10 protein-coding genes are annotated in these 12926 nt (G+C 59.8%); 9 read left to right on the top strand and 1 reads right to left on the bottom strand.

Going from position 1 to position 12926, the window contains the following annotated elements; genetic code table 11:
• Positions 1-940: 940 nt before the first annotated feature.
• Positions 941-1159 (bottom strand): DUF1127 domain-containing protein, encoded by a 219-nt coding sequence (locus tag ED661_RS17210; RefSeq protein ID WP_122075373.1) that lies wholly within the window; start codon positions 1157-1159, stop codon positions 941-943.
• A gap of 324 nt (positions 1160-1483) precedes the next feature.
• Here ED661_RS17210 and ED661_RS17205 point away from each other — a divergent pair, with 324 nt between their 5' ends.
• The 9 genes from ED661_RS17205 to murD all read left to right on the top strand — a co-directional run bounded on the left by ED661_RS17205 (position 1484) and on the right by murD (position 12812).
• The gene (locus ED661_RS17205; RefSeq protein WP_122075371.1) at positions 1484-2584 is read left to right on the top strand and encodes an Mrp/NBP35 family ATP-binding protein; all 1101 of its coding nucleotides are present in this window, start codon (positions 1484-1486) and stop codon (positions 2582-2584) included.
• An 878-nt stretch (positions 2585-3462) separates the two neighbouring features.
• Positions 3463-3930: a division/cell wall cluster transcriptional repressor MraZ gene (mraZ, locus tag ED661_RS17195; protein WP_254054871.1), complete on the top strand. Its 468-nt coding sequence runs from the start codon at positions 3463-3465 to the stop codon at positions 3928-3930.
• Positions 3931-3933: 3 nt separating this feature from the next.
• Entirely contained in the window at positions 3934-4926 is a 993-nt protein-coding gene (gene rsmH / locus ED661_RS17190) for a 16S rRNA (cytosine(1402)-N(4))-methyltransferase RsmH (protein ID WP_122075365.1), read from the top strand.
• The gene (locus ED661_RS17185) at positions 4923-5285 is read left to right on the top strand and encodes a cell division protein FtsL (RefSeq protein WP_122075363.1); all 363 of its coding nucleotides are present in this window, start codon (positions 4923-4925) and stop codon (positions 5283-5285) included. Before rsmH ends, ED661_RS17185 begins: the two co-directional genes overlap by 4 nt.
• On the top strand, positions 5282-7066 hold the full coding sequence (locus ED661_RS17180; protein WP_122075361.1) for a penicillin-binding protein 2: 1785 nt from the start codon (positions 5282-5284) through the stop codon (positions 7064-7066). Before ED661_RS17185 ends, ED661_RS17180 begins: the two co-directional genes overlap by 4 nt.
• Positions 7067-7110: 44 nt before the next feature.
• Positions 7111-8610, top strand: coding sequence for a UDP-N-acetylmuramoyl-L-alanyl-D-glutamate--2,6-diaminopimelate ligase (locus tag ED661_RS17175; protein ID WP_122075359.1), 1500 nt, complete (start codon positions 7111-7113; stop codon positions 8608-8610).
• Positions 8607-10034: a UDP-N-acetylmuramoyl-tripeptide--D-alanyl-D-alanine ligase gene (gene murF / locus ED661_RS17170; protein ID WP_122075357.1), complete on the top strand. Its 1428-nt coding sequence runs from the start codon at positions 8607-8609 to the stop codon at positions 10032-10034. The genes ED661_RS17175 and murF overlap by 4 nt, the downstream gene beginning before the upstream one ends.
• A gap of 19 nt (positions 10035-10053) precedes the next feature.
• Positions 10054-11136 carry a phospho-N-acetylmuramoyl-pentapeptide-transferase gene (gene mraY, locus ED661_RS17165; RefSeq protein ID WP_122075355.1) on the top strand — a complete coding sequence of 361 codons (1083 nt, stop codon included), beginning with the start codon at positions 10054-10056 and terminating at the stop codon, positions 11134-11136.
• 275 nt (positions 11137-11411) lie between these two features.
• Positions 11412-12812: a UDP-N-acetylmuramoyl-L-alanine--D-glutamate ligase gene (gene murD, locus ED661_RS17160; protein ID WP_122075513.1), complete on the top strand. Its 1401-nt coding sequence runs from the start codon at positions 11412-11414 to the stop codon at positions 12810-12812.
• The last annotated feature ends 114 nt before the right edge of the window (positions 12813-12926 follow it).

Raw genomic sequence — 12926 nt, 5'->3', positions numbered from 1 at the left:
CTACCATTGATGGTATGGCGAGCGCGGGTAAGCCGTAGGGTTTCGGCGATGCAAAATCCACTTCCGTGACCCTCTGCGGCTTTCATGCTAGTGGGGTTTGTCGACCTCAATGATGCCGTCGAGCTTGCCGTCAGGGCAATGGCCTGCACCTTCTAGTATCAACATTCACCATCGCCAGAATGTGCCGTTGTACTGCCCGGCGAAAATGCCAGCATTCGGCAGGGTCGTGGCTTGTCGACGAGCATATCTCGGACGGCTCTGACAAGCGGATCATGGCGGTTGATGTCGAAAATCGGAATTCCTGTGAAACCAGTATAGGTTTTAAGGCACCCACCGGACCAAGAGGGCTGGACCCCGGTTCGAGCATGGCTCCCTTTTTGCTGTCGGCAGTCTCTGCGTTGTGGGCATGTGCCGTCACTTTCTCTGCTTGCCTTCCTATTTGGACAACGATGCACCTGCCCGACGGATTTCCAGGGTGTTCGACAGCAGGTCTTCGATCTGGTTCGCACTCAGTTACGGCAGTTGATCGAGCGGAGATCGAAACAGGTGCTGATTTATCGGTGCAGTGTTCGCTTTTGCCATTTGCCCTCCGCGAGTTGCTCAAGGGGACATGTTGACCGCCGTTTCTCAGCACTAAGGGCCTGAACATGATGTAGCGACATGGCGGGAGTATGTGGGGCGGCGAAAGCAGGGCCTTCCAGGTCGCTTAAGCCAAGGTTGAGCCTGGCAGTAGATTTTGGGGCAAAAACAAGAAACGGCGGCACCCAGGGAGGAGGAGGGGTACCGCCGTTCATGACAACATCGGGACCAAGGGAGGAGGAGATCCAGATGTATTCTGTTCCGGCTCAGCCGGTATAGGGTGCGGTGACATCAGGGAGGAGGAGGATGTCACCGCTTAGGACAGGCCCTTTAGGGAGGAGGAGAAAGAGCCTGATCTCTATTAGTTGTTCTCGTAGGCTGCCTGATAGGCGACCCGTTTGATCATTGAGCGGTTCAGGCCCAGATCTGCCAGCTCGCGACCTGTCAGCTCGGAGAGCTCATTGTAGGTCTGGCGGTACAGGCGGTAACGGGTGAACTTGGTGCTCAACTCGTCAATCCAGGCTGTTGGTAGGGCCGAGAGTACAGACTTAGGTGTTGCGATTTGGTTTACAGCGGCCATCGGGTCGATCCTCAGAACTGGTCAAATGTGTTGTGCCGGTATCGGCGTTTCTTGAAATCAAAATAGTTAAATGCTGCAAGTGCACAATCCCCTAAGAGAGCATTTCTGCTATGCAGCATTTGCATGGGTCCATTGTTACCCTTTTGTAAACAGGCTGTTTTTTGAGCAGAATTGTCCAAATTTGCTTTCCGTTAGGGCATTTTGATCGGCGCGGCTGGTTACTTGCCCTTGCGGAAGTCACCTGTGCAGCACAAGCTGCACCTTCCCCAAACGAGAGCCCTGGGCTAGGGGTGATTTCAAGAATCGGGTGCAGGAGGGTCGGAAATGTCAGTGACACAAAAGAGCGTAGAAGAGGCATTGGAACGCCTGGCTTTGCCAGACGGTGGCACTTTGCTTTCGCGGGATATGATACGCGCGCTGACACTTCAGGACGCGCCAGGCGCCGAGGACCAGGTAAAGGTCAGTTTTGTCATCGAGGCCCCCAGCCCGGCCATTGCCCAGCATATGGAGCCTCTGCGGCGCGCCGCTGAAGGCGCTGTGCTGGCGCTGGAAGGCGTGGCCTCTGTCTCGGTGGCGCTGACGGCCCATGGCCCGGCCGATGAACCCAAGCCAGCTGCGGCCCCTAGCCTGAAAATCGGGGGCCATCCCAAGGCGCAGGCCGGACCAATCAAGCCCAAAGGGGTTTCTCGTATTCTGGCTGTGGCCTCAGGCAAGGGGGGCGTGGGGAAATCCACCGTCAGTGCCAATCTGGCAGTGGCCCTATCCCGCCAGGGGCGGCGTGTGGGGCTGTTGGATGCAGATATATATGGCCCAAGCCAGCCGCGTATGATGGGGGTCTCTGATCGGCCTGGCAGCCCGGATGGCACCGTGATCGAACCCCTGCGGGCACATGGCGTCACCATGATGTCGATTGGTCTTATGGTGCCAGAGGATAAGGCGGTGGTCTGGCGTGGCCCCATGTTGATGGGGGCCTTGCAGCAGATGCTGGGGCAGGTGAACTGGGGGGAGTTGGACGTGCTGATTGTGGATCTGCCGCCCGGAACGGGTGATGTGCAGCTGACACTCTGTACCAAGAGCGAGCTGAGCGGCGCCATTGTTGTCAGCACGCCGCAGGATGTGGCGCTCATTGATGCCCGCAAGGCGCTTGATATGTTCAAGACACTCAAGACGCCGGTCCTGGGGCTGATCGAGAACATGTCCTTCTTTACCTGCCCGGATTGCGGCGGCGAACATCATATCTTTGGCCATGGGGGGGTTGCAGCTGAGGCAAAGGCCCTTGGCCTGCCGCTCTTGGGGGCCTTGCCAATTGATCTCGAGACCCGCCTGGCCGGTGATGCGGGCACGCCTGTCGCTGCCGGAGCGGGGGCGGTTTCTGAGGCCTATGCCCAGATCGCCAGCGGTCTTATTGCAGGTGGCATGGCCTGAGAGCCGGTTTTTTACTGCGATTTTATCTATTTAGGGTTCTTCTTTAGGCGCGCCTCACTCGATGTGGGGCGCGCTTCGATTTATTCTTGTTCTAAACAAGTCGCGTTAATCGGCCCGCTCAGGTTCCCTTTGCACAATCCTGAGGCGATTTGCATGTTCGATTGCAGATATGGGAAACCATGGGACGCATGGGAATTTATGGTCCAAAATTGGGAGGGGGAGGGGAGACTGGTTGAGGTCTTCGCCCTTCTGTTCCCGAATCATGGGGCGAGTCGCGCTCCGATTCCCGTTATCCACAAAGTTATGCACAGAATGGGCGTGGAACATTGCGCGAACTCTTAATTTGTTGTTAAGAGTTTGGTCTCGATGTGGGATTTTATGGGCAAAGTTGTCCGGAATTTGGCCAACTTTTTTCAGTACTATATTTTGTGTCTCGATCATCATGTTTGGCGAAATATGCCATATTTTCCCGAATGTGGTTAACAAAATGTTGCGGCAATGTGTTGCTGGAAACGCCTTTTGGACGAGTTTTCTGAATAGTGGGTTGTCAGGCCATGATTTCCCATAGTATCCCTTATTCATCGGATGCGGCGGAGAGCATATCGGGGCGCTAAAGACCCCAGCTCATAATAATAAGCAGGTTCATACAGGCCTTCACTTCATCCGAACAATGAGAGATCCGGCGCGCGGGCGAGCAGACATCCCCCCAGGTGGCGCGCGCAGTCGGACACCCCGCTAAGCGGGAATTAGGAGGCGAGTTGATCAGTGGCAGCAGATCAACTCGCCTTCCTTAGTTTCTGGGGAAGATAACGCGCCAAAAGGCGCAGGTAGAGGGCGAGATTTTGGGCCGCAGGTTCAGAGGCGAAAGCCACCATAAGGTGGACACAAAGGGGCGGGTATCAATTCCAGCCTCCTTTCGTCGTGTGATCGAGGCAAGTGACCCAAACTGGAAGTCCGGCGAAAATCCCGAATTGGTGATTGTCTACGGTGACCACCGCCGCAACTATCTTGAATGCTACACCATAGAAGCGATTGAAGAGGTCGATGACAAGATCGACGCGCTGCCGCGTGGCTCGATGCAGCGTAAGATGTTGCAACGCCTGTTCCATGGGCAGTCTTTCCCCACCACGATAGATGAGACAGGTCGTCTGGTTCTGCCCGCAAAATTGCGCAATAAAATCGACCTCGAAAAAGAAGCCTTCTTTATGGCGGCGGGGGATACCTTCCAGATCTGGAAGCCCGAGACCTATGAGGAAGAGGAGCAGGCGCTTGCGGATAAATGGATGGATGAGCTGCCAGAGGGGTTTGACCCGCTGGAGTTCCTTGATGGCGCCGGAGGCGCATAGACAATGACGACGGACCACCCCACGCCTTCTGGTCCCCATGTTCCGGTTCTGCTGCGCCCCCTGCTGAAAGCGGTGGCGCCAGTTTCCGGCCGTTGGTTGGATGGCACCTTTGGCGCTGGTGGCTATACCCGCGGCTTGCTGGAGGCCGGAGCTGATCAGGTGATTGGTGTTGACCGCGACCCGCTTGCCTTTGAACTTGCCCAGCCCTGGGCTGCAGAGCTTGGCGACCGGCTGGTGCTGCAAGAGGGGGTGTTTTCACGCATGGATGAATACGCTCAGGATCTGGACGGCGTGGTGCTGGACCTTGGGGTTTCCTCGATGCAGCTGGATCTGGCGGAACGCGGTTTTTCCTTTATGCGTGACGGCCCTCTGGACATGCGCATGTCGCAGTCCGGCCCCTCAGCGGCGGATCTGGTGGCAGGGCTTTCTGAGGTGCAGATTGCGGATATCCTGTTTCATTTTGGCGAAGAACGCGCCAGTCGCCGCATTGCTAAATCCATCATCAAGGCCCGCGAGCTGGAGCCAATCACCACAACGCTGCAACTGGCGAAATTGATTGAGGGCTGTCTGCCGCGGGCAAAACCCGGCAAATCGCACCCGGCCACCCGCAGCTTTCAGGCCCTGCGCATTGCGGTGAACGCCGAATATGAGGAGCTGTTCAACGGGTTGTTGGCGGCTGAACGCGCGCTGAAACCCGGCGGGCTGTTGGCGGTTGTGACCTTTCATTCCGTTGAGGATCGCATGGTAAAGCGGTTCTTTCAGCATCGGGCCAATAAAACCGGGCGGGCCAATCGCTACGCACCGGAAATCGAAGAAATCCCCGCACAGTTTGAGCTGGTCACCCGCAAGGCCGTTGGCCCGGATGATGATGAGCTGGCGGAAAACCCCCGTTCACGCTCGGCCCGGCTGCGGGTGGGGCGGCGCACCGAGGCTGCACCCGTCCCGATCAGCGCCAAAGACCTGAGCATGCCGCAACTGAAAGAGGGGCGTAAATGAAGTCTCTGCTCTATGTGGTTACGGCATTGGCCGTTTTTGGTCTCGCTTTCTGGGCCTACCGCGAAAACTACGCCACCCAGCAGGTGTTGAAAGAGACCCGCGGGCTGCAGCGCGAAATTGGTGCCGCACAGGAGCGTCTTAGCGTGCTGCGGGCGGAATGGGCCTATCTGAACCGCCCTGATCGCCTGATTGAACTGGCAGAGCTGAACTTTGAACGCCTCGGTCTGTTGCCCCTGCGACCAGATCAGTTTGGTCGCGTGGATGAGGTCACCTATCCGGTGCAGCCCGCGCTGATGATCACCGAAGGCGTTGATGTGTCGGGCTTGAATGCCACTAGCCCCGAGGAGCCAGGCCAATGATCCGCAAGCCGCTTCGCCCGCTTGCGCGGATTCTGGACGCCCGCGCCAAAGGCGAAAACCCCGACGTTATTGAAAAAGAGAATATTCGCCAGCGTCACGATGACATGCAGGTGAAATCGCGCCAGCGTGCCGAGGGGCGCCTGCTGGTCTTGGGGGTGTTTTTTCTCTGTGCCTATGCGGCTGTTGCGGCGCGTATGGGGGTCATGGCGACCTCTGAGCCGCGTGAGCCGGTGGCCAGCGTGGCGGGCAGCGCCATTGCCATGCAGCGCGCCGATATCGTCGACCGCCAGGGGCGCATTCTGGCGACCAACTTTGAAACCCATTCGCTTTATGTGCAGCCACAGCAGCTGATTGATCCGCAAAATGCGGTGGACCGTCTGGTTGAGATCTTCCCGGATCTGGATCACGCGGACCTGCTGGAAAAATTCACCGGCGCGCGCAAATTCCTTTGGATCAAAAAGAAAATCAGCCCCGAGCAAAAGCAAGCGGTGCATGATATTGGTGATCCCGGTCTGTTGTTTGGCCCCCGCGAGATGCGGCTCTATCCCAATGGCTCAGTTGCGGCCCATGTTCTGGGCGGCGCGAGCTTTGGGAGAGAAGGCGTGCGCGCCGCCGAGGTGATCGGCGTTGCTGGCGTTGAAAAGCAGTTCGATGACTATCTGCGCAACCCCGGCAATGGCAGCAAGCCTCTGGCGCTATCGCTGGACCTCACCGTGCAGGCCGCGGCTGAGCGGGTGCTGGATGGCGGCATGAAGCTGATGAATGCCAAAGGCGCCACCTCGATCCTGATGGATGTACACACCGGCGAGGTGATCTCGGTGGTTTCGCTGCCGGATTTTGATCCCAATGAACGTCCCGCGCCGCCGACCTCGGGCTTTGACCCATCGGTTAGTCCGCTGTTCAATCGCGCGGTTCAGGGGGTTTATGAGCTTGGCTCGACCTTCAAGATCTTTACCGCAGCCCAGGCTGTGGATCTGGGGCTTGTGAACCCGGATACTGTTATCGACACCCGCGGCCCGCTGCGTTGGGGGAAATTCTCGATCAAGGATTACCGCAACTACGGCAACGAGTTGTCGGTGACCAAGATCATCGTGAAATCCTCCAATATCGGCACCGCCCGATTGGCGCAGCAAATTGGCGCAGAGCGTCAGCAGGATTTCCTGCGGGATCTGGGCATGCTGGAGGCAACCCCGTTTGAGATTGTTGAGGCGCAGGGCGGCAAGCCCTTGCTGCCCAAAAACTGGTCCGAGCTCTCGGCGATGACCATTTCTTATGGTCACGGTATCTCTACCACGCCCCTGCATCTGGCCGCAGGCTATGCGGCCGTGGCCAATGGGGGCCGCTACGTCAGCCCAACGATCCTGAAACAGGATGGTCCGCAACTGGGCCGTCGCATCATGTCCGAGCAATCGGCAGAGGCCGCGCGCATCATGCTGCGCAAGGTGGTCACCGAAGGCACCGCCAGCTTTGCCCGTGTTCCGGGCTATCAGGTCGGGGGCAAGACCGGCACCGCCGACAAGCCCAGACCGCGTGGTGGCTATTACGAGGACAAGGTGATTGCCACCTTTGCCTCAATCTTTCCCGCCCATGATCCCAAATATGTGCTGGTGGTGACGCTGGATGAACCCTCTGTCATTGCTCATGGCGAAGAGCGCCGCACGGCGGGCTGGACGGCTGTTCCGGTGGCAGCGGAAATGATCGGGCGATTGGCGCCGCTCTTGGGGCTCAGACCACAAGTTGAACCCACCGAGGTGACTGGTATAACCCTCACCTCAAACTGATCCCGGCGAATGATCCCGGGCCTAATACCTGGTGAGGGCCGCAGATGCGCAGCAACCCCGACGATACTTCCGATCCCCGCCCCCTGAGCGAGCTGGGCCTCACCGCCCGTGGCGGTGCTGATCCGCTGATTTCCGGCCTCGCGGTGGACAGCCGCCGGGTGACAGAGGGCACGCTTTTTGCTGCTCTGTCGGGCAGTCAGGTGCATGGGGCCAAGTTCATCCCGGCGGCATTGGAGCAGGGCGCAGTGGCGATCTTGACCGATGCTGCTGGCGCCAAGATAGCGGCAAAACCGCTGGAAGAAAGCCATGCAGCTGTGGTGATTGTCGAAGATCCGCGTCAGGCGCTGGCCTATGCGGCGGCGCTTTGGTTTGGCGCCCAGCCGCAGACTATGGTGGCGGTGACGGGCACCAATGGCAAAACCTCGGTGGCGACCTTTGTGCGCCAGATCTGGTGCGCCTTGGGGCATGAGGCCGTGAACCTTGGCACCACCGGCATTGAAGGCGCCTGGAGCCATCCGCTGGCCCATACCACGCCTGAGCCGATCACGCTGCACGCGGCCCTGGCTAAGGCCGCTGAGGCGGGGGTGACCCATGCGGCGATGGAGGCCTCTTCCCATGGGCTGGACCAATGCCGCCTGGATGGGGTGCAATTGGCGGCAGCGGGGTTCACCAATTTCACCCAGGATCATCTGGACTATCACGAGACATTTGAGGCCTATTTTGCCGCCAAGGCCGGGCTGTTCCGCCGGGTTCTGCCCGTGGACGGCGTGGCAGTGATCAATATGGATGACGCACGCGGGGCCGAGATGCGCGCGGTGGCGGCAGCTCGCGGCCAAGAGGTGATCAGCATTGGCCGGGGCCTTGGCGATATCAGCCTCACCGGGCTGCGCTATGATGACACCGGGCAGGATCTGCGTTTCAACTGGCACGATCAGCCCTATCAGAAACGGCTGAACCTCATCGGCGGCTTTCAGGCAGAGAACGTGCTCTTGGCCTGCGGGCTGGTGATTGCCGGCGGCGAAGACCCAGCCGAGGTCTTTGACACCCTGCCACAGCTGACCACGGTGCGCGGGCGCATGGAACATGCCGCCACCCGCGACAATGGCGCTGCGGTCTTTGTTGATTACGCTCATACCCCGGATGCGGTGACCACCGCGATCAAGGCGCTGCGCCCACATGTTTTGGGGCGGCTGATTGCGATTGTTGGCGCTGGCGGCGACCGCGATGCCACAAAGCGCCCTCTGATGGGCCAAGCGGCACAGGACAATGCAGATGTTGTCATCGTCACCGATGACAATCCTCGCACCGAAGATCCCGCCTTGATCCGAGCTGCCGTTAAGAGCGGCGCGCCAGATGCCATTGAGGTCGGCGACCGGGCCGAGGCGATTCTGCGTGGGGTCGATATGCTGGGTGCAGGCGATGTGCTGTTGATCTGCGGCAAGGGCCACGAGAGCGGTCAGGTGGTTGGCACCGATGTCCTGCCCTTTGATGATGTGGAGCAGGCCAGCATGGCGGTTTCTGTTCTGGATGGTAAAGCAATATGAGTGCGCTTTGGACGGCGGCAGAGGCCGCATCGGCAACCGGAGGTGAGGCTACAGGCGACTGGCAGGTCTCGGGCATTTCGATTGACACCCGCACCCTGCAGCCGGGAGATCTCTTTGTGGCGCTGAAAGCGGCGCGCGACGGTCATGATTTTGTCGCACAGGCGCTGGAGAAGGGCGCAGGCGCTGCCCTGGTCACTCATCGCCCTGATGGCGTGGCTGAGGATGCGCCTTTGCTGATTGTCGAGGATGTGCAGGCGGCTCTGGAAGCTCTGGGGCAGGCGGCGCGCGCCCGTACCCAGGCCAAGGTGATCGCGGTCACAGGTTCGGTCGGCAAGACCTCGACCAAGGAAATGCTGGCCTGCATGTTGGCCGATCAGGGGCGCACTCATGCGGCTGTGGCCAGCTATAACAATCATTGGGGGGTGCCGTTGACCCTGGCGCGGATGCCACGTGACAGTGCGTTTGCGGTGATCGAGATCGGCATGAACCACCCCGGCGAGATCGCCCCGCTGGCCCGTCAAGCACGCCCGCAAGTGGCCATGGTCACCACGGTGGCTGCGGTGCACCTGGAAGCCTTTGAGGATGTGGCAGGGATTGCCCGCGAAAAGGCTGCCATTATGGAAGGCCTGGAACCTGGCGGTGTCGCGGTGCTGAACGCAGACATCGACGAGGCACAGGTTCTGGCGACTGAGGCTCAGAGGTTGGGCGCGGCACATCTGTGGTTCGGAGAGAGCGCAACAGAGTACAAATTGCTGAGTACCAAAATCAGTGGTGAGGCCACTCTGGCTGAGGTGCACTGTGGCGCTGATCAGATGCAGCTCACCATTCAGTCGCTGGGCGCACATTTTGCCATGAACGCGCTGGGCGCGTTGGCCTGTGTTGCCGGTGTTGGCGCGGATGTGCCGCGTGCGGCGCAGGTGCTGGCGCTCTGGTCGCCGGTCAAGGGGCGCGGCGCACGGGTTGAGGTTGCTCTGGAAGGCGGCAGTCTGCTCGTACTGGACGACAGCTACAACGCCAACCCCACCTCGATGGCAGCGGCCCTAACGGTGCTGGCGGCGACGCCAGATCTGGGATCCAATGCGGGCGGTAAGGGACGCAAAATTGCCTATCTTGGTGACATGGGCGAGCTGGGCCCACAGGAGGCCGCATTGCATGCAGGTCTCGCTGATTTGCCAGCGCTGGAGGCTATCGAGACCGTCCACTGCATTGGCCCGCTGATGGCACATCTGCATGGCGCTCTACCTGCGAGCAAGCGTGGCAGGCACTATGCAGCCGCAGCGGATGTGTTGCCCGACCTCCCTTCACACTTAGGCTGTGGCGATATTGTGCTGGCCAAGGGATCTTTGAGTGCCGGGCTGTCCAAGATCGTTGACGGCATCCGGGAATTGGGTCATGGCAAGCGCCAATCTGGAAACATAAACTAAAGGCGAGGATCAATCTGAGATGCTCTATTGGCTGACGGCCCTGTCGGATGGCGGCGATTTTTTCAACCTGTTCCGCTATATCACCTTCCGGGCAGGGGGCGCGTTTATGACGGCGCTTCTGTTTGGCTTTCTGTTCGGCAAGCCGCTGATCAATGTGCTGCGCCGCAAACAGGGCAAGGGCCAGCCGATCCGCGATGACGGGCCAGAGGGGCATTTCACCAAAGCAGGCACGCCGACCATGGGCGGGTTGCTCATTGTTGGGGCGCTGCTGACAGCCACCTTGATCTGGGCGCGGCTGGACAATCCCTTTGTCTGGCTGGTGTTGTTTGTCACGCTGTCCTTTGCCCTGATCGGCTTTGCGGATGACTACGCAAAAGTCTCCAAGCAGAACACCGCCGGAGTTTCCGGCAAGGTCCGGCTGCTGCTGGGGATCATTATTGCCGTGATCGCGGCGCTCTGCGCACGCGCCTATCACCCGGAGGCACTGCAAGATCAGCTGGCGCTGCCAGTGTTCAAGGACACATTGATCAATCTGGGCTATTTCTATGTGCCCTTTGTGATCTGTGTTATCGTCGGCTCTGCCAATGCAGTGAACCTGACAGATGGGCTGGACGGTCTGGCGATCATGCCGGTGATGATTGCAGCCGGCACGTTGGGGGTGATTGCCTATGCGGTGGGGCGAGTCGATTTTACCGAATATCTGGATGTGCATTATGTGCCGGGTACTGGCGAAATTCTGATCTTTGCTGCTGCGCTCTTTGGCGGAGGCCTGGGTTTCCTTTGGTACAATGCGCCCCCTGCTGCGGTCTTTATGGGCGACACGGGCTCGCTGGCCCTGGGTGGCGCATTGGGGGCCATTGCGGTGGTCACCAAGCACGAGCTGGTCTGGGCCATTGTGGGCGGGCTATTTGTGCTGGAGGCTCTGTCGGTGATCATTCAGGTGCTCTACTTCAAACGCACCGGGCGGCGGGTGTTCCTGATGGCGCCGATCCATCACCACTATGAGAAAAAGGGCTGGGCTGAGCCCACAATCGTGATCCGCTTCTGGATCATCGCGTTGATCCTGGCGATGATTGGTCTGGCCACCCTGAAAGTGCGTTAGTTCGACAAAAGCACTCTGCGTGAAGCACTAATCTGATGGGAAAAGGCGGCAAGGGCCGCCTTTTTTTACTGCCAGAGTGTTGCCCTTAACTGCGGGCAGGAAAGGGAGCGCTCCCGCCAATTTCGAGAGGCGGGGCCTCTCTGCCAATTGTTGGGCATGGCAGAGGCCTTGCGGCCTCTGCGGTGGCGCCTGAGCAGCTGCCTCTAGAGCTCTTGCACATGGAGCTGCAGCGGTGCACTGTGCGGCGCAAATTTGATCAAGTTGTGAGGTGGGCAATGATCCCGGTTCAAGGGTTTGAAGGCGCAACCGTCGCCGTTTTGGGGCTGGGCCGGTCAGGGCTGGCCACGGCGCGGGCGCTGCTGGTTGGCGGCGCCAATCCCATCTGTTGGGATGATCAGCCACAGGCGCGCGCGCGCGCCGAGGCCGAGGGGTTTGAGCTGCGTGATCTGCACAAACAGGGGGCTTTTGATGATGTTGCGGTGCTGGTGACCTCGCCTGGGATCCCGCATCTTTACCCACAGCCCAACCCGGTGATCCGGGCCGCGCTGGAGGCAGGCGTGCCGGTGGATAATGACATTGGCTTGTTCTTTGCTTCCCTGCCAGCGCAGGGATGGGACATGCTGGACCAGCCACCCAAAGTGGTGGCCATCACCGGTTCCAATGGCAAATCCACCACGGTGGCTTTGCTGCATCATGTGCTGGAAAGCGTTGGCCGCGACAGCCAGATGGCGGGCAATATCGGCCGTGGAGTATTGGATATCGATCCCCCCGGTAATGCGGGCGTTGTGGTGCTGGAGCTGTCCAGTTACCAGACCGAGCTGGCCCGTGCCTTGACCCCGGATGTGGCGATCCTGACCAATCTGTCGCCGGACCATCTGGACCGCCATGCGGGGCTGGGGGGCTATTTTGCCGCCAAACGTCGGCTCTTTGCCGAGGGTGGGCCAGATCGGGCGATCATCGGCGTTGACGAGGACGAAGGTCTGTTTCTGGCCGGGCAGATGTCTCAGGCGGCAAGCGATGACCGGGTGATCCGCGTGGCCTCGGGGCGCAAGCTCTCAGGGCCAGGCTGGCAGGTCTTTGCCCGCAAAGGCTTCCTGAGCGAGATGCGCAAGGGGCGGCAGGTGGCCTCGATCGATCTGCGTCAGATGACCGGGTTGCCGGGGGCCCATAACCACCAAAATGCCTGCGCGGCCTATGCGGCGGCGCGGGTTCTGGGATTGGCGCCTCGGGTGATCGAGGCAGCGCTGGCAACCTATCCCGGCTTGCCGCATCGCAGCCAGACCGTTGCAGAGGTGGCGGGGGTTCGCTATGTCAATGATAGCAAGGCCACCAACCTGGACAGCGCTGTCAAAGCATTGAGCGCTTTCAAGAATATCCGCTGGATCTGCGGCGGGTTGGAAAAAGAAGGGGGTCTGAGCGCGCTCAGCGGTCAGACAGGTGAGGTCCGCAAGGCCTATGTGATTGGCCGCGAGGCCGCGGGCTTTGCCATGCAGTTGGACGTGGAGGCCGAGGTCTGCACCACTATGGAGGTGGCAGTGGCCCGGGCCATGGCGGAGGCCGAAGCGGGAGATGTGGTCCTCTTGGCCCCGGCGGCGGCGAGCTTTGATCAATATGACAACTTTGAGCAACGCGGTGATGATTTCATCGCCAGAGTAGAGCAGGGGCTGGGGCTCTAGGCGCGGCTGAACAGCGCTAGAGGAGAGCTTGAGGGGATAGTCTCTCTTTTGTGTCTGATGACCTGGGCTGCGGGTCTGTACCGAAGCCTGGGCGATCTAACGGCCCGCCCATTC

Source organism: Pseudophaeobacter sp. EL27, assembly GCF_900313025.1.
Taxonomy (GTDB): domain Bacteria; phylum Pseudomonadota; class Alphaproteobacteria; order Rhodobacterales; family Rhodobacteraceae; genus Pseudophaeobacter.
This window is presented reverse-complemented; position numbering and strand designations above follow the sequence as displayed.

Coding starts and splice junctions, on each gene's coding strand:
- ED661_RS17185 (WP_122075363.1), top strand. CDS start 4,923: ATGAAGTCTCTGCTCTATGTGGTTACGGCATTGGCCGTTTTTGGTCTC.
- murF (WP_122075357.1), top strand. CDS start 8,607: ATGAGTGCGCTTTGGACGGCGGCAGAGGCCGCATCGGCAACCGGAGGT.
- ED661_RS17205 (WP_122075371.1), top strand. CDS start 1,484: ATGTCAGTGACACAAAAGAGCGTAGAAGAGGCATTGGAACGCCTGGCT.
- ED661_RS17210 (WP_122075373.1), bottom strand. CDS start 1,159: ATGGCCGCTGTAAACCAAATCGCAACACCTAAGTCTGTACTCTCGGCC.
- rsmH (WP_122075365.1), top strand. CDS start 3,934: ATGACGACGGACCACCCCACGCCTTCTGGTCCCCATGTTCCGGTTCTG.
- murD (WP_122075513.1), top strand. CDS start 11,412: ATGATCCCGGTTCAAGGGTTTGAAGGCGCAACCGTCGCCGTTTTGGGG.
- mraY (WP_122075355.1), top strand. CDS start 10,054: ATGCTCTATTGGCTGACGGCCCTGTCGGATGGCGGCGATTTTTTCAAC.
- ED661_RS17175 (WP_122075359.1), top strand. CDS start 7,111: ATGCGCAGCAACCCCGACGATACTTCCGATCCCCGCCCCCTGAGCGAG.
- ED661_RS17180 (WP_122075361.1), top strand. CDS start 5,282: ATGATCCGCAAGCCGCTTCGCCCGCTTGCGCGGATTCTGGACGCCCGC.